This is a genomic window from Paenibacillus xylanexedens (assembly GCF_007676705.1).
GTDB classification, from domain to species: Bacteria; Bacillota; Bacilli; order Paenibacillales; family Paenibacillaceae; genus Paenibacillus; species Paenibacillus xylanexedens_C.
Map to the genome: position 1 here is coordinate 1,460,746 of NZ_VEBF01000001.1, position 15,629 is coordinate 1,476,374.

Consider the following 15,629-nt stretch of genomic DNA (forward strand, 5'->3'; position numbering starts at 1 on the left):
GTAATCCCCCAAATATAATATTTTTTACGATTTTAAATATGGTTTTATCCAGACTTACCTGACTTTCACATAACGTTCCTTGTATTCATGAACCCCGAAGGGGTTGTCTGCTGAAATTCCTCCCCTAAATCCATCCAGCAGACCAAGGCTCCAAAGGAGCCGAAGCTTGAATATGGTGTTAGGCGATGCACTTAACCCCTTCGATTATGCTTAAAATGCCCTTCTCTCTTCTACTGACTTTATGATTCTTTTGACACTCTCTTCTAATCCTAATGTACCGTCAATTATAATGTCTGAATTCGGCTTCGTTGTCTGTAACATACCTAAGTATGCTAATCTCCCACTGTTAATATAATTCATCATGTCATTCTTAATCTCTTCAATATTATGTTCTGTATAATCCCTAAGAATTCTTCTAGCCATCGCAATATCTAAAGGAGTATCAACAAAAATCGAAAGATTAATATAGTTACTCATTTCATTATGAGAATAAGCAAATGGGTAATCAAGAATGATATAATCTAGTTCTGGTTCATTCATTAAGGATTGGATATCTCTAATCAATGGAAGCAGATTCCACTGGTTACTATCAGATCCATCCTCAACCCACTTACAAATATCTTCCGGCTCACCCTCAAATTCATAATCATCAAAATATAGTGCCTTCGAATTTTTCATCAGTTCCGACAAGCGGTTGGTCATTGTTGTTTTTCCACCACCAGAAACCGCAGAAACAGCAAATATATAAGGTTGGTGTTTCATTTGAACTCCCTTCGATTTTTAGATGATGTTTTCACGGCCTTTCAAGGGTTTCGCCTAACGTTTCTGTATTCACGAACCCCGAAAGGGTTGTCTGCTGAAATAACTCTCCGAAATCCATCTCGCAGACCAAGGCTCCAACGGAGCCAAAGCGTGAATATTTTGTTATGCGTAGTACCTGACTTCTACGAGATACTAAATACTCTTAAAATCATTCTATTGGTTTATAAATGGTTTTAAGATTCTCAATATATTTATCCTTGCTAAATTTCATTTCGGGCACTAAATCTAACCAGGTAACTTCTTTCCCGACTAGCTCATAATTATATGGTATTCCTAGATTACTAGAATCCACTCCAATCCGTCTCCAAATCACTTGATCATCTGATTTTAAAACTTCAGCAACAATTAGTGTACATGTTAAATCGCAATCATCTGGACACATTAATATTGGTAAAATAAAAATCTCTTCTTCTGAAATAAAACGTCTTAGTACTAACTCTGCTTCTTCCTTCAGTCCAATCCAATCAGTAATTGTCGGAATTAAACCTAAATATAAATTATCTGGATACAAATTGTGAAGATATAAATCAAACGGAATTCCATCAATCGTTATTACAGGATGTTCTACATTGACATATTTACTTGTCTGCATATCTATAGAAAATACATTCATTAAGTATCTCTCATTCTAATATAATTTTCATTTTCCAGATATTACGCATAACATCTAATCTATGTACTTCGTAAATACCACACATCCTGCCTGATATCTGAACTACGTATATGATAACCTATGCAGTGATATTTGCGAAGAAAAATTTGGTGAAAAAGGGAGATATATTAGGCTACTCAATCTCCCAAATCCATCCGATCCAGCGGGCTTTGAATACGCTGGATATTTTTAGCACTAACATGCGTATAACGCTGAGTTGTTCGTGCACTCGTATGACCGAGTAGCTCCTGAATGTATCGTAGATCTGTCCCGTTTTCCAGCAAATGAGTGGCGAAGGAGTGTCTCAGAGCATGAATACTTACCTTTTTCTCAATTCCTGCACGTCGTCTTGCTTCTTCAAAAACCTTCTGCACGCTCCGCTCGGTAAGATGTCGATCAGAAGATTGCCCCGGAAACAGCCAACGATTTGGTCTATATTCAGCTATGCATTTTCTACACGATATCCCAGGCGAGATTTGAAAAAAGCGTCCTCCGATCCTTCTGACCCTTCCCCTGTCTTACAATGAGTGTCTGCCTTTCAATATCGAGATCGCTGCAACGCAGACGTACAACTTCACCTACACGAAGCCCGGAAGAATAAGTCAGAAATAATATGGCCTTATGTTTAGGGTTGATTACGGATTAAAGTAATTGAGCAACTTCCTTTTCGGACAACACTCGCGGAAGCTTGGTCTGCTTCTTGGGACGAATATACTGGATATCCGTAGGATGATGGAGTACATGTTTGCAATAAAAGCGGAGCGCGCTAATCGTCTGATTCACGCTTGAATGGGAAATCCCTCGCTCCAGCAAACCTAAACAATACATCTGAACATTGGAAGTAGTGACATCCGTATTTTTAAGGCGAAGGCTGCTCAGAAAACGCTCGACCTGATTACAATACGCTTTGATTGTTTTGCGGCTGTATCCTCGTAACTTTAGCGCCTTCTGTAACGGTTCTTTGCTCCATTGGTTGTTTCCCCTACTGACTTTCCATTGCTGCAGTTCTTCATTCTCAACCCACAACTCCGGGGTAATCTGAACTTCATCTGGATCAAACTGTCTCGTAAACTCCTGGATGGCCGCAAAAGTGTAGGGTATGATCCACATTTTCTGTTTGGGTTCCCACTTTCTGCACGTAATCTGGCGAATACGCTGAATGTATGCAGGGTTATATGGGATATGAATGTGAAAGGACTCAGTGGAGCCTTTAGTTATGGTGATCTTTTCTTCGGTTGTAGTATCATCGTTCATAGGAAACTCTCCTTTGTTTGAGTCTATGTCTTTCTCCGCAATTTTGAAAAAGAAAAAAGGAAGGCCCTTCTTCATCCCATAGGGAATCAGACGACCTTCCGATGCTTTCGGAACATTTATGATGTTTAAAAGTAGAGATGAGCATAGCAAGTTTAATAGCACATCGCCACTCCATGTAACTTACCAAAGCATACACTACTGATCAATTTGTCCTGATGGATAACAGTAGACGATTGAACCAGCTGGTGTTTTGTTTGGGGAGATCCCTTTTCCCAAACATATACCGATATTCTTCTTCCCAGCTATAGAATGGTTAATTTGAGTAGAAACAACTTCAAATACTTGCTCTTTCCCATCCGTTTTTTTGATGATAATCTGGTCACCGATCATCTCTTTGATTGTTGAAGGAAGTAGTTCATCCAACTCTTCATTGGCCCCCATAACGATGGTTCCGAATTCGGGTGTATCGAAGACTAAGCCAACGCCAAACAGCATTTTAGCTTCCATTCTGTGACCACCTTATCTCTGATCTATGAATAGTTCACCTTTGACATCTCTTACCCTGAGATCGGCATTACGAAGTCTAACCATGGCATCTATCAATAATGCTTAAGTTATCCATTTAGCTTCTGCCCTTCTAAACATACAAATGCCACCCCATAATAAAAACAGCCAATATGAAAGCCGAGATGCCAGACATGATGTACATCACCTTTTGCTTTTTGCTGTAACTGCTCTTCCGCAGTTTGTAAATAAGCAAGCCAAGATACGCCACTGCTAAAACAACATATAGTAGGTTAAACAATAAATTGATGCGCAACGAAGAATAAGCAGGATAATTTGGAAACCTCAACTTCGTTTGTATGATGAAAAGATTAAGAAGGAGTGCCACACCTGTAAAGTTAATTGCAAGATGATATTTATTAAAATTGGTAGTAGGATTTCCTCGTTTATATAGTTTGTTAAGAAGCATCCGGATTACATAGCCGAGCAAAGCACATAAACTGAAAAGGGGGGCAAGCACAGCAGGAATAAGAGATATCTTAATCAAGTTTACCTTTACATTCGATACAGGCAAGTAATCAATGTAAGGAGTGACGGAAATTTTCTCAACAACACCATTATGCTCGACAACATTATAAGATTTTGCTAAATCAGCTTTTGTATATTTCGTTATATCAAGTGCCGTAAATAAATTAGTAATACTAGCGGCTGCCCGTCGTGCGGATTGAAAATATCCTCCCCCCTCCGAGGTAATTATATTAGAATTTACCTGGCTCGTTCAGGCGCCCCTTAGCGTGTCTACCAGGCCATTTCCCTAATTGGAAATCCGTCTACACCCGCTTTCGACGCTGGCAGAAAGCGGGCATTTGGGATGAAGTGTTAAAGCAGGTTTCCCTAGATCCTGACGAGGAAAGCGTGATGATTGACGCTACGATTGTGCGAGTTCACCAGCATGGATCAGGCGCAAAAGGGGGCAAAGCAAGCGATCGGACGTTCCCGAGGTGGATTAAGCACGAAAATTCATGCGGTAGTTGACGCGTTAGGGAATCCACTTCGCTACGACTTGACTGGAGGCGAAGCGCATGACTCCGTGTATAAAGGTAATGACAGATGCGATCGAATGCGTCTATGCCAAGGGACAGTTAATGGGAGAATTCAACAAAAGCTCTTCTCCAGCAATGATCTATCGTGCCTATATCTCTTTCTTTAATGGAGTGGGCTTAACTCTTGGAGAAAGTATTATTCATCATCCCGAGTGGGAAAATCTGAAGGGGCATGCCTTTTATTTGTTCGCACCCATACAACCTAAAGAAAAAAAACTGGAGGAGTCTGAATGAGTCAAACATCATTACAACCCGATCTGACATTTAACGTTCGTGTAAAAAAAACGGAGCACATCGATACCGTCAACCATTACCCCACTGAATATTTCCAAAGAGTAGATCGCTTTCTGGATGAGTATGTAGGAAAATAAATTCAATCCAAGAGAACCAACTAGTGAGGGAGCTTGTCCTGACGAAGTAATGTGCTTATTCGCCATCCGTATGTCCTCTGAGTAAATCCGATGAGATTTTATGATCGACCATGGTATCACCTCCACAACTACAATGTACATCATATTACCCCACAGTCGGTGTAATATTTTTATCATGATACCATTATTATTGTTTATATATTTGACGATTATTATCCTGTATGGGTCGGAATGTGAAGAAAATAAAAAATAAGCCCACTAGACTTATCTAATGGGCTTTCGCTGTGGAATCGCAAATAATAGTGATTTATAGAATTTGACCGCCCACCATCGTCCAGAGAACCTGAAATTCATCATCCAATAGGACCAGGTCGGCATCGAAACCAGAGGAAATTTCCCCCTTTTGTTGAAATCCAAGAATATTGGCCGGCGTAGTTGAAGCCATCTGTACGGCATCTATCAAGGGAATTCCGGTTTCGACAGTATAACGTAAGGCTTCATTCATGGTAACTGTACTGGAGGCCAGTGTTCCATCCTCCAGTCTTGCAATGCCACCCGATACCGTGACATGATGGCCTCCAAATAGATAATTCCCATCGCCCATACCCATTGCTTGTAAAGCATCTGTGATCAAGACCATTCCTTCCGGTCCTTTCAGGTTATGTATCAGTCGAATAATAGCAGGATGCAGATGGACATTATCCACAATAGCTTGAAGACTTACATGTTTCTCTTCAAAAGCAGCCACGATCAGACCCGGATCTCGATGATGGATCGGCCGCATGCCATTAAAACAATGCGTAACATGACTCGCACCTGATGTAAAGGCTTGTTTGGCTTCCTCATATGTGGCATCCGAATGAGCGATCGCTATAACTACTCCCTTTTCTTTCAAAAAGGAAATCAAGTCCATTCCTCCCGGCAGCTCGGGCGCAATAGTAACCATCTTAATGAGTGACCCTGCTTCCTGGAAAATGATCTTCATTTCTTCTATGTTGGGATGCCGCAAATACTTTTCATTCTGCATTCCTTTTCGCTTCGGGTTCAGATACGGTCCCTCTAAGTGAATCCCTGCGATCTTTGCTCCCACTTCTTGTCCTATTACACGCTTGACACTACGAATCATTTCCAGAAGATCCTCCATCGTAGAACTAACAGATGTAGCCAGAAATGAGGTACACCCCGTTAAAGCACATTGGCGTGAAACTTCTTGAATACTCTCTTCAGTACCGTCCATCATATCAAAGCCATTGGCACCGTGGATATGAACATCTATCATCCCAGGTACTAGCAAATGTCCTCTCCCATCAATCCGTTCATACTCTCCTTCTAGCGTAGGAAGATCACCTGTGTCTATCCTCATGATTTTCCCTTCAGAAATCCACACATTGGCTGATGGAACGATACGGTTGCGAAGTGCCATTTGTACATTATGCAAAATATAATACATAAAAACCCTCCTCTTCCCTATGGTTATCAGTCTTGCTTTCGAACCTCTTCATTTTCTTCCTGACACTCAATAACAGTGATGTTCTTCTGATCCAGAACTTCTCTGATCTCACTCGGGAGTTCCTGATTTGTGACTAAAATGTCAACGAAATCAAAGTCCAGCCGATGAATAGATTTGCCAATAAATTTTGTGTGATCGGCTACTACGATAACCTGATCAGATCTTCTGGCCATTTCTTTCTTTACCCGGGCATCTTCTTCATATGGATAATAGAGTCCATCAGACCGGATCGCCGATGCTCCAATGAAGGCTTTATCAGCACGAATTTCACTTAGTTTATCGATAATGGAAGAGCCATATAAAAAGCGGTGCTTTACATTCAAGTAACCACCGAGTATATAGATTTGGAGATCCTCTCGATTGGACAAGATCCCTACGTTATCAATGGAGTGCGTGACCACCGTGCAATTTTTTGCGCTAATTTGTTCCGCTACAAATTGCACCGTGGTTGATACGTCTAAAATCACAGTCTCATGGTCTTGGATAAGTTTTGCCCCAAACTTCCCTATTTTTTTCTTACTCTCGGATTCATCAATCAAACGATCCTGATAAGAGAGCATTTCTTTCTGTAACTCAGGTAACGATAGCCCCCCATGAGTTCGAATCACAACGCCTTCTTGTACTAATCTAACAATATCCCTTCGTGCAGTATCCCTTGATACTTCAAACAGCGTACATATATCTGTAACACTCATCGATTGGTGTTGTTTCAAGTATTCGAGTATTTTTAACAATCTTTCCTCTTGATACACAATACATGCACCTCCTTTAAGTAATTATAAGCGTAATTTTGAGTGTTTGCAAGTTATTATAAGTAAATGTTAAGTTAGTGTAAGTATTTATTCCTGACCGTTCAATAAAAAAAGACGTTAGCCAGATGAATTCACATCCGTTAACGTTTTTTTAAGTTAAGATTTACTGCTAAGAAAAAATTAAGGAATGGATTTCGGAGCCATTTGCTTAACAAATTGACTTAAATCACTCAGATACTTGTCATCAAAAAGCGCTCTAGGAAAGAAAATGGCAATCAGAAGCAAAAGGATTTAAACCAAATTTATGTTTCAGTTTCTTTTCTAAAGCTTGCTCAGTTATTTTTTCTGGAAATTCCGATTCAGTTGTAACCCATTCTGGCTCATAGTGAGTAATTGCATTTCTAACTTGAATTAATAAATATACATCTTGATAAGGGCTAACTCCCTTTTTAAAAAGATTTTTATCAGCTAATGTAAGAGCGATTTGATATTTCTCTAAAATACTGTATTTAGCTGTCTTTGGCAGACTGTATATGGTTAAAAGAAAAATCCTTTTTTCGCTGGCATAACAATAATCCCCTCCGGTTTCAAGTGTTTGAGTAACATGATCTCTTTTTTCACTGTCTACCATGAGGGGATAATACCAATGAGTTTTCACCTCTATGACATTCCCCTTACACTCCCTTATGGGCCTACTTTATTCCATCTTCGTCAGGCAGATCATACCGGATATTCAGATTGCAGTTATTTCGGGGGCAACCCATCCTTTTACCATTAAGCCTACAACTTTCTTGCTTTGATCACAAAAGTGACGGGAAACATCTTCGCTCTTTGGGTAAGATCATTGTCCTCGCCCTGCAGCCTCATGATTTCTTCGTCGGTTTCCTCCACCATCTGCTCGATTGCGAACCCGGCTTTTGCCAATGCATTGATGTAGGCGGACATCTTGCGGTCGGATAAAGTGAGTTCACCTTGGATAAACTCGGGAGCCACGGCGCACCAGGATTCATCAAAATAACTTTTGCTGAACACGAACTTTCCGTTCTCTTCGATGACGCATCTATGAATGGGATGAGACCAGCTGAAAATGAAGATACAGTCTTTTTTGAGATAGGAAGCAATCCGGCTGAACGTTCCTTCGAGGTCGGTGGTCCAGCCTATCGCATAGATGGAGTAAACATAGTCAAAGTATTCCTTCGGTATACCGCATTCTTCTTCCATGGGTGAGCAGATCAGCCTCGCCGAAATTCCGCGCTCCGCCACGCGCTCCGCCAGATGCTGCCGTGCCTTCTCGATCTGCTGCGCGGATAAATCGATGCCCCATAGTTCAGCTGCCTGCCGCTCACCTTGATACTGCAAGGATTGACCGTTTCCACAGCCGATCTCCAGTACCTTTGTCCCAGAGACATCTCCAAATAGACGGTATTTCGCTTCCGAGACAAACGCTCCGTACAGAGGAAGCACGATCGCGCCTAAAAACTCATTTCCTCTTGTATCCCAATAGGAACGATTAATGTGATGAATCTTGTCCGTATTGATCGCAATAACCTCCGTCAGCGTAAAGCAGTATTTCTATAAACCCTTCATTCTATCTTACCGTTATTGCCACATTTCCTTTCTTGCGCCCGGTATCCACATATCTGTGGGCCTCCGCAATTTCATCAAGAGCATAGGTTCGATCGATGATCGGTTTTAGTTTGTTTTCCTCGATCAACTCTTTGAGAAAGAGTAAATCGGCTACTTCCATTTTCGGAAGTCGACTGTTGTTTAGAAAGACACCATTTGGCGTTAGGATTTTTTGGCATTGTGAGGGTTTGGCTTTTATTACGGCATCATAAACAATATCGTATTTGGTTTCTGAGGCTGTAAAGTCTTCTTCGGTATAATCGATTAGTTTATCTGCTCCTATAGATTCTACCAATCCAAAATTACTTTTACTGCACACCGCTGTGACTTCTGCCCCATAGTATTTCGCAAGTTGAATTGCATACGTCCCAAGACTGCCGGATGCTCCATTGATCAAAATTTTCTGACCTGGCTTTATTTTTGCTTTTTGCAAATTTTTCAAAGCTGTAAGCCCTCCCGATGGAACGACCGCAGCTTCTTCGTAGGATAAATGGTTGGGCTTTATTGCAACCATTCCTTTTTTTTCACCGGTTCCGTTTTTCACTTTTTCAGGTAAACAAATGTATTCGGCATAACCCCCACAAAACCCTGTAAGCCCAAAGACCTTGTCTCCTTCCTTAAAGGATTGTACGTTTTTCCCTACCGACTCAATCACACCGGATATTTCCAGGCCAAGTATTAAATTTTTCCTGGGCTTGAGCATGCCGAATACAAGTCTCACCAAGAATGGATCAGCTCTTCGAATACGGGTATCACCAATATGTGCAGTGGCTGCAAAAACTTTAATTAAAACCTCATGGTCTTTCGGTTTAGGCTTTTCCATCTCTTTCATCTGTAGCACTTCTGGCGGTCCGTAATTTGTGCAAATCACAGCTTTCATATGAACCCTCCTATTTCTTAGTGTTTCACTGCCTGGTTCCATGATCGTTGTTAATACATCTGCAGTCCATACAATTGAGCCTGTTTTTACCGTTCGAATTTGTTTTTGATTGATGCCGACTTCAATTTATATTCTGCAGGTCCTACTTTTAATGCTTTGGTCTGATAAATGGATGGATGTATTGAATCGTGTTTTCCAAATGGAACAGGATCTATTTCGATTGTTTGAAGCCAGCTTACACTGTTTTTAAGATCTTCATAACTAAGTCGAAATGCTAGATTTCTGAGGTATGGATGATAAGACGTTTTATATTCTTCTCCCCCAATCTTGTCGGTTTCAGATAACTTATCTGTATTCACAAACCCTTAGTCACGACAACAACCCACCTATGGCGGTCAACATTGGGTGGGTTGTTATATTGGAATAACTTTTTTATTCTGTTAACCTTCCATATTAAATGCTTCACTATAGATTTCACGCAGCTTAGTGGAGTTATCATGCCACTGAATGGTTGTACCATTGATAATTCGAACCAATACATCCAGACATCTATGCCATCCTGCAGCGGTATTCACTGCCCATGAATTATCGTTAAACGTATGGGTAAAGATCATTCGACAACCTTTATCTTCTGCCTGCAATGAAATGTTAATCAGATCATCAACTTCACGGAAACCAAATACATATGGCTTTTCTAACTCTGTAATGGTCCCCTCATATGTCGTTCCTTCACCATCATCGAAGGCAATCTTGCCACCAAGTCTGAGATCCATCTCTCCTGTTGCGAAAGGATACCATTGGGCGAAGGAACTAGGCTTCGTGATCATAAGGAAAACATCTTCTGGATTATGATGAAGAAATCGTTCAAACCTCAAAGCATAACGACCGTTTGACTCATGTAATGTACCATATTCACTCATCATGAGATCCTCCTTATTTCATCACATATATCCATCTTCAGATTCACCAACATCAAAACCCAACACTTTTGACACTTCTAATTTGAACGTTTCTATCCAAGAAGTCCAATCATCGTTATTCATCTGTGCATAAAATGATAATCCACTTGGTTCAACGGATGCTTCAATAAAAACATCATCCTCGTCAGTTCCAAACCAATATGGAATTCCACTTTTATAACCAATCCAGCCTGGCATATTCTCATATACTTTAGAAACTTTATCCCATACCTCATCAGGCAGATCATACCTTATATTTAGGTTGCAATGATGAGAATTTATGTTGTTCATTTACATTCTCTCCTTCTACCTTAGACGTATATCAAGATATATCCTCTATTTTTATGTAAACTCTCACTACCTTAAGAGTGCAGTTATTTGTTGCAATTCAGTAAGGTAGTGCAGGGTTACCTGCTGACTCCACTTCTTCGAATACCCTCGGCAAACCAAGAAGTGAAAGCAACAAGCGTAGATATGTTGTTATTTAGATGTAAATTACCTTCCACAAACTACTTATAGATTGTATTTCATTTTCATTCTTTCATATAACTTATAATCCGCATTTCTATTTACAATCTCTCCAATTAACTCTTTCCATTTGTTTTCAATCCACTTAGGACTTTGTTCTTTCAGAATATCCTCGTTAAATTGACTATCAATATACTCCAAATCTTGTTTAAGCACTCCTATATCCTTAATCAGTTGATTTCTCGATTCTTTCTCTAGCGATACCTTATTTGATAAAATGTCGTCTATGATTTCTACTCTTATATACGTATACATATCTCTAAACACATTATAGATTAAATCAGTTGATGATAATTGATCTTCGCTGAAGTCGGAATTCAGAAAGACGAATGATTCTTCACCCACTTTCAAAGATACCGCCACACTTCCTAATGCGTGTATGACTGTTTCCTTCGAAGAGCCGTCCTCTAAGCTTTTTATCACATCATCTAAATTGTAGATGGATTCTTTTATACCAATTTCAGTTCCATGATTCAGTTTAACCGTGTAATCAACTTCTTGATTGTCTTTGTACGCTTTGAATTGATAGTTGAAGTACATGCTTATTATCAATCCAACTATTAGTGTGATTATTGCTATATTCTTTTTCATTGAATCACCTCGTAATTGTATAATTGAATTCATATAATATCTAATCTTTGTATTTAAAAAATGAAAAAATATCCCATCTAATAGCACTTGAACTACGTATATATTAACCCATATTGTTACATTTGCGAAGGTGAGTTGGCTAATAAGGGATATTTATTAGTTTTCTGATACCCTTATCCATACGCTCCAATGGGCTTTGAATACGCTGAATATATGGAGGGTTGTACAGGATGCGAGTATGCAGTGGAACCTTTCGTTATAGTAATAAAACAAAAAGGCCCTCTTCATCCCGTAGGGAATCCGACGACCTTCTGATGCTTTGGAACCTATCCACTTTTTAAAAGGTAGAGCGTACCACCTTTCGCTGCAAACGGACTGGCGAAGGCAACCACCTGCTCAAGCCAACAAAGCCTGAGCGATCTGATCCACAATGCCATTGATGCCTGTTGGCCCATAACAACCGATCCATGTTGCGGCATCTACGGAGTGTATTTGCTGTCGCTCATCCGTATCGAGCATCCCCCAGACACGTTGCTCTGTCGCGGATATACCCTCCTGCATGATCTCATTGCTAAGCAAAAAGTAGTGGCTCGCATGCACAGCCGGTAGTCTCTCAACGGAGATATGATACGCCGTGTCGGCGGTATCTGCCACAAATAACGGAACAGGCAGACCCAGATCACGGTACAGCACAGCACCAGTACGATGAGAGGCAGAATGTACGCGAACCAGAGAATCCAGCGGACGAATCAGGGCCACACTCTTACCTGCCAGTACTGGAGCAAGTTCTTCGGACAGCAATGTGGTTCGTCGATGATAATCCGCAAGTATACGTTTTGCCTCTGCTCGTTTACCTGTCAGTTCACCAAACAGGCTTAGAATGGTCTGCCAGCTTTCATTGCGCTTAAACATGAGAACTGGAGCGATCCCACATAGCCGTTCATAGTGCTGATCATGTACCTCGGTGCAAATAATCAGATCCGGGGACAGTTGTTCCACACCAAGCAGATCGGGGTACTCATACGTTCCGAGTAACTCGGTATCCTGAAGTCCTGCCCTGATATATTGCGGGAAATGGAACGTTGCACTTCCTAGTCCCACACTTCCTGCTGGAGATAACCCAAGCGCAAGCAGATGATCCGCATATTGCACATCAAGTACAGCGATACGCTGTGGAGAACGGGTGACAGGATATTCACCTCGCATATGGCATATCACCGGGCCTTGGTCCGACTCGTACGAAGAAGCCATGCGGTTCCGCAGCAAGGATTGAGTATAGTTTGCATCGGTTTCCGAAGCAGCAGCAAGCCGATAACGTAGCGGAGGAACGCCATAATATTTCTTAAATGCCCTACTGAAATAATACATATCACGGTAGCCCATTTTGTCAGCAATTTCTCCAATGGGAGCATCCGTATGATGCAGCATCCGCGATGCATTCTCCATCCGTAGCTGGATGACGTACTCCATCGGTCCAAGCTGCTTCTCTTGTTTGAATCGTCGCTGCAACTGTCTTACGCTGCATCCAGCGAGGGCTGCCAGATCTTTAAGCTCCAGATTCTGCCGATAATGCGATGATATATATGACACGACTACATCCACCATGTCTGACTCTGCTCCGCCTTGACCACGTTCATACTCCATGATCAGTTCGTAGATCATCACCTGAAGCAACGCATTGGCATGAAACCGCTCCAGTCCTTCTCCACGACGCCATTTGGCAACGATTTTTTCCGCATTCTGAATCCATTCGGCTTGAGTCACAGGGTTCTGAATAAATGAATTTTGCAGCGGATGTTTGCGATACGAGGGCATAGCATGAGAGGCTCCTTCCATAGAAGAAGCCTCGTACATGATTACGATATAATAAAGTTCGTCTGATCTGGCCGTCAGCGTAAAGGATGATCCCTTCACCACATGACCAGCAAAAGAAGCTCCAATGTGGCAACCCTCGCCATCCATTGCAAGCTCCCCTTCCCCTCCATATGCCAGCAGCAACACATTTGAAGTTAATTCAGTTTCGCTAAGAACACTGCCTGTCTGCAAAGTACCGCTATACCCGTCAAGCATCTTGATCGTCGTATCACTCCATAGACTTGTCTGTTCTTGTAGCGGCATTTTTCTCATCTCCTGACAATAGCAAAGGTAAAGTTGTTGCTGTTGTCATTTTAGTTGAGATTCTTTCTCATTGTCAATTTTCGGACATTTGAGACAATATTCGCCTGACATCTGGTAATAGAAACAGCAGGTAATTCGCTCGCTTTTGGCAACATGAACATTGTCCTTACAATCGGTGAAGCGGGTTAACGGATTCTTCCTCTCGCCAAACACTTCCCCTGATGCCACCTGCGTCAGATATGAAAAGTCCTCTCGAATGATCTTACTTTCCTGCTCAGTCTCGGCTTCATCAGGAGCGAATAATCGGCCGATACGTACCATGATATTCTCCCAGAGAATACTCATCGAAAGTGGTGCAATTGCAGCAAGCGTCTTTAACAGGGGTGTAAGCTGTACCGCAAACATCTCCTCGACCACCTTTTCCCGCCACACTGCCCTGTCTCCCGTTAGTCCTTCAGCCTGAAGTCCATTCACCGCTAGAAAAGGAAATCGTGTACCGCCCTCATGATCTGAGAGCGCCGGATGATAGAGAAAGCTGTTCTCCAGCTGAAATGAAACATGCTGATGATGAAAAGTCATCGCGGTCACCAGTGGAGCGGTCCACAGATAACCAATCCGTTTGGCTAACATCGACGCGGCAACCTTCATGTCAGGCGCATCGATGTACTCCTGAAACCAACCGATATACTCTCGGCATGCCGCTTCGTCATGCAACTCACTTAGAGCAATGGTACGGACACTATGTTCAGGCGGCTCACCAAATAAAATCGAATAATCCTCCACTGTCTCTTTCCATAAGTCTGTCGAGAGATATGAGTCCATATTAATTCGATCCGAGCAGGGCTTCCGATGCCTGATCTACAATAAGATTAATCGCAAGAGGTCCGTAATATGCAATCCACAATGTTGAGTTTACGTCATACGTCCGGTTATTCTTCACAGCATCAAGGGACTTCCACACGGGATTACTCACCATCGCCTCTGCCTCTGCCGCAAACAGCTCATCCGACAGCACAAAATAACGATCTGCCCCAATGTCAGGAACCTTCTCCATTGAGATTTCAACAGAGGTATCATCCTTGATTCCCTCAACAAGTGCAGGCATTTTTAAGCCTAAATCCTGATACAGAATGCCGCCTGTGCGATGCTCGATACCATGAACACGAATGCCTTCTTTTCTCGGACGAATAAGAGCTACCGTTTCATCACCCATTTTCTCCGCCAGCTTGGTCTTCATTCCAGCAACTTTTTCCTCATAGGCTGTGCGCACTGTCTCCGCCTCGTCCTGCTTGTCTGTAATCTTAGCAACTGTGGCTAACGTATCACGCCAATCTTCGTAAAAATCAAGTACCAGGGTAGGTGCAATTTTGCTTACACTCTCATACTGTTTTTCCTGGAAGTCCGTCATGATAATCAGATCAGGATCCAACGCAACAATCGCTTCCAGTTTAGGCTCGTCCCGTGTACCCAGAACCTGTACGTCACTCGGCTGATCGCCTAAGTACTCTGGAAAATCGGTGTTGCCTCCAGCGATAACACTGCCAGCCGGCTTCTCGCCAACCGCTAACATCTGATCCAGAAACTTAACATCCAACACCGCAATTTTCTTCGGTTTTTCGTTTAGCGTCAGCTCACCCTTCATGTGTGTGATCGTTACGGGAAAAGCTCCGTCTGTCTGTGTTTCTGCATTCGCAGGTGTCTCCGCTGGCATAGCCGCAGACGGATTACCGCTATCTGTACCTGCTCCGGCACCGCAAGCCGTCAGGACAAGAATAAGGGCTAACATCAAGCCCATGAATAATCGTGATTTGTGGGCAGCATAAGCCTTGCTTCCGGCCGCTTGCCCCTTTGTTCCTTGATTCATGATGAATCCCCCTTATGTATAATACTGATAATGATTTTCATTATCGAAACATAAAGAGAGTATATACGATCTCCGCATCGCGTTACCATGTACTT

20 protein-coding genes and 1 pseudogene are annotated in these 15,629 nt (G+C 42.0%); 3 read left to right on the plus strand and 18 right to left on the minus strand.

The annotated features are described in order from the left end of the window. Nucleotides 1-210: 210 nt before the first annotated feature. The 6 genes from FS628_RS06595 to FS628_RS06615 form a co-directional block, all read right to left on the minus strand. Nucleotides 211-762: an AAA family ATPase gene (locus FS628_RS06595; RefSeq protein WP_145320193.1), complete on the minus strand. Its 552-nt coding sequence runs from the start codon at nt 760-762 to the stop codon at nt 211-213. 208 nt (nt 763-970) lie between these two features. Continuing rightward, nucleotides 971-1,435, minus strand: coding sequence for a hypothetical protein (locus FS628_RS06600; protein WP_145320195.1), 465 nt, complete (start codon nt 1,433-1,435; stop codon nt 971-973). Nucleotides 1,436-1,611: 176 nt separating this feature from the next. After that, nucleotides 1,612-1,971: a tyrosine-type recombinase/integrase gene (locus tag FS628_RS31910; protein ID WP_313958572.1), complete on the minus strand. Its 360-nt coding sequence runs from the start codon at nt 1,969-1,971 to the stop codon at nt 1,612-1,614. Next, nucleotides 1,928-2,110, minus strand: a complete 183-nt coding sequence (locus FS628_RS31915) for a tyrosine-type recombinase/integrase (protein ID WP_222125211.1) — start codon at nt 2,108-2,110, stop codon at nt 1,928-1,930. Before FS628_RS31915 ends, FS628_RS31910 begins: the two co-directional genes overlap by 44 nt. Nucleotides 2,111-2,116: 6 nt before the next feature. Further along, nucleotides 2,117-2,728: a phage integrase N-terminal SAM-like domain-containing protein gene (locus tag FS628_RS31920; protein ID WP_222125189.1), complete on the minus strand. Its 612-nt coding sequence runs from the start codon at nt 2,726-2,728 to the stop codon at nt 2,117-2,119. A gap of 195 nt (nt 2,729-2,923) precedes the next feature. Next, the gene (locus FS628_RS06615) at nt 2,924-3,235 is read right to left on the minus strand and encodes a hypothetical protein (protein ID WP_249911414.1); all 312 of its coding nucleotides are present in this window, start codon (nt 3,233-3,235) and stop codon (nt 2,924-2,926) included. A gap of 783 nt (nt 3,236-4,018) precedes the next feature. Between FS628_RS06615 and FS628_RS06620 the strand changes: the two are divergent. The 3 genes and pseudogenes from FS628_RS06620 to FS628_RS31290 form a co-directional block, all read left to right on the plus strand. Beyond that, nucleotides 4,019-4,325 (plus strand): annotated as a pseudogene (locus FS628_RS06620) (IS5 family transposase); the annotation flags it as partial. Next, nucleotides 4,315-4,569, plus strand: coding sequence for a hypothetical protein (locus tag FS628_RS06625; protein ID WP_260870940.1), 255 nt, complete (start codon nt 4,315-4,317; stop codon nt 4,567-4,569). The pseudogene FS628_RS06620 and the gene FS628_RS06625, both read left to right, overlap by 11 nt. Beyond that, nucleotides 4,566-4,706 (plus strand): hypothetical protein, encoded by a 141-nt coding sequence (locus tag FS628_RS31290; RefSeq protein ID WP_186327779.1) that lies wholly within the window; start codon nt 4,566-4,568, stop codon nt 4,704-4,706. The genes FS628_RS06625 and FS628_RS31290 overlap by 4 nt, the downstream gene beginning before the upstream one ends. A 307-nt stretch (nt 4,707-5,013) precedes the next feature. Here the strand turns inward: FS628_RS31290 and nagA are convergent, their stop codons facing one another. From nagA to FS628_RS06685, 12 genes are all read right to left on the minus strand, one after another. Beyond that, nucleotides 5,014-6,156, minus strand: coding sequence for an N-acetylglucosamine-6-phosphate deacetylase (gene nagA / locus FS628_RS06630; protein WP_145320199.1), 1,143 nt, complete (start codon nt 6,154-6,156; stop codon nt 5,014-5,016). 26 nt (nt 6,157-6,182) lie between these two features. Next, nucleotides 6,183-6,968, minus strand: a complete 786-nt coding sequence (locus FS628_RS06635) for a DeoR/GlpR family DNA-binding transcription regulator (RefSeq protein WP_186327725.1) — start codon at nt 6,966-6,968, stop codon at nt 6,183-6,185. Between the two features lie 256 nt (nt 6,969-7,224). Continuing rightward, nucleotides 7,225-7,599, minus strand: coding sequence for a hypothetical protein (locus FS628_RS06640; RefSeq protein WP_222125190.1), 375 nt, complete (start codon nt 7,597-7,599; stop codon nt 7,225-7,227). Between the two features lie 149 nt (nt 7,600-7,748). Next, nucleotides 7,749-8,525: a class I SAM-dependent methyltransferase gene (locus FS628_RS06645; RefSeq protein WP_260870981.1), complete on the minus strand. Its 777-nt coding sequence runs from the start codon at nt 8,523-8,525 to the stop codon at nt 7,749-7,751. Nucleotides 8,526-8,556: 31 nt separating this feature from the next. After that, nucleotides 8,557-9,474, minus strand: coding sequence for an NAD(P)-dependent alcohol dehydrogenase (locus tag FS628_RS06650; protein ID WP_145320207.1), 918 nt, complete (start codon nt 9,472-9,474; stop codon nt 8,557-8,559). An 86-nt stretch (nt 9,475-9,560) separates the two neighbouring features. Then, on the minus strand, nt 9,561-9,833 hold the full coding sequence (locus tag FS628_RS31925) for a hypothetical protein (RefSeq protein ID WP_222125191.1): 273 nt from the start codon (nt 9,831-9,833) through the stop codon (nt 9,561-9,563). A gap of 81 nt (nt 9,834-9,914) precedes the next feature. Then, the gene (locus FS628_RS06660) at nt 9,915-10,394 is read right to left on the minus strand and encodes an SRPBCC family protein (RefSeq protein ID WP_145320209.1); all 480 of its coding nucleotides are present in this window, start codon (nt 10,392-10,394) and stop codon (nt 9,915-9,917) included. A 21-nt stretch (nt 10,395-10,415) separates the two neighbouring features. Beyond that, the gene (locus FS628_RS06665; protein ID WP_145320211.1) at nt 10,416-10,724 is read right to left on the minus strand and encodes a hypothetical protein; all 309 of its coding nucleotides are present in this window, start codon (nt 10,722-10,724) and stop codon (nt 10,416-10,418) included. 222 nt (nt 10,725-10,946) lie between these two features. Then, nucleotides 10,947-11,552: an oxidoreductase gene (locus FS628_RS06670; protein WP_145320213.1), complete on the minus strand. Its 606-nt coding sequence runs from the start codon at nt 11,550-11,552 to the stop codon at nt 10,947-10,949. Nucleotides 11,553-11,948: 396 nt separating this feature from the next. After that, nucleotides 11,949-13,670, minus strand: a complete 1,722-nt coding sequence (locus FS628_RS06675) for a helix-turn-helix domain-containing protein (protein WP_145320215.1) — start codon at nt 13,668-13,670, stop codon at nt 11,949-11,951. Between the two features lie 45 nt (nt 13,671-13,715). Next, nucleotides 13,716-14,492 carry an IucA/IucC family C-terminal-domain containing protein gene (locus FS628_RS06680; protein WP_145320217.1) on the minus strand — a complete coding sequence of 259 codons (777 nt, stop codon included), beginning with the start codon at nt 14,490-14,492 and terminating at the stop codon, nt 13,716-13,718. 1 nt (nt 14,493) lies between these two features. Beyond that, the gene (locus FS628_RS06685) at nt 14,494-15,534 is read right to left on the minus strand and encodes an ABC transporter substrate-binding protein (RefSeq protein WP_145320219.1); all 1,041 of its coding nucleotides are present in this window, start codon (nt 15,532-15,534) and stop codon (nt 14,494-14,496) included. Between the last annotated feature and the right edge of the window lie 95 nt (nt 15,535-15,629).

Coding starts and splice junctions, on each gene's coding strand:
- FS628_RS31920 (WP_222125189.1), bottom strand. CDS start 2,728: ATGAACGATGATACTACAACCGAAGAAAAGATCACCATAACTAAAGGC.
- FS628_RS06600 (WP_145320195.1), bottom strand. CDS start 1,435: ATGAATGTATTTTCTATAGATATGCAGACAAGTAAATATGTCAATGTA.
- FS628_RS31290 (WP_186327779.1), top strand. CDS start 4,566: ATGAGTCAAACATCATTACAACCCGATCTGACATTTAACGTTCGTGTA.
- FS628_RS06650 (WP_145320207.1), bottom strand. CDS start 9,474: ATGAAAGCTGTGATTTGCACAAATTACGGACCGCCAGAAGTGCTACAG.
- FS628_RS06615 (WP_249911414.1), bottom strand. CDS start 3,235: ATGGAAGCTAAAATGCTGTTTGGCGTTGGCTTAGTCTTCGATACACCC.
- FS628_RS06670 (WP_145320213.1), bottom strand. CDS start 11,552: ATGAAAAAGAATATAGCAATAATCACACTAATAGTTGGATTGATAATA.
- FS628_RS06595 (WP_145320193.1), bottom strand. CDS start 762: ATGAAACACCAACCTTATATATTTGCTGTTTCTGCGGTTTCTGGTGGT.
- FS628_RS06685 (WP_145320219.1), bottom strand. CDS start 15,534: ATGAATCAAGGAACAAAGGGGCAAGCGGCCGGAAGCAAGGCTTATGCT.
- FS628_RS06675 (WP_145320215.1), bottom strand. CDS start 13,670: ATGCCGCTACAAGAACAGACAAGTCTATGGAGTGATACGACGATCAAG.
- FS628_RS06660 (WP_145320209.1), bottom strand. CDS start 10,394: ATGAGTGAATATGGTACATTACATGAGTCAAACGGTCGTTATGCTTTG.
- FS628_RS06665 (WP_145320211.1), bottom strand. CDS start 10,724: ATGAACAACATAAATTCTCATCATTGCAACCTAAATATAAGGTATGAT.
- FS628_RS06640 (WP_222125190.1), bottom strand. CDS start 7,599: ATGGTAGACAGTGAAAAAAGAGATCATGTTACTCAAACACTTGAAACC.
- FS628_RS06680 (WP_145320217.1), bottom strand. CDS start 14,492: ATGGACTCATATCTCTCGACAGACTTATGGAAAGAGACAGTGGAGGAT.
- FS628_RS06625 (WP_260870940.1), top strand. CDS start 4,315: ATGACTCCGTGTATAAAGGTAATGACAGATGCGATCGAATGCGTCTAT.
- nagA (WP_145320199.1), bottom strand. CDS start 6,156: ATGTATTATATTTTGCATAATGTACAAATGGCACTTCGCAACCGTATC.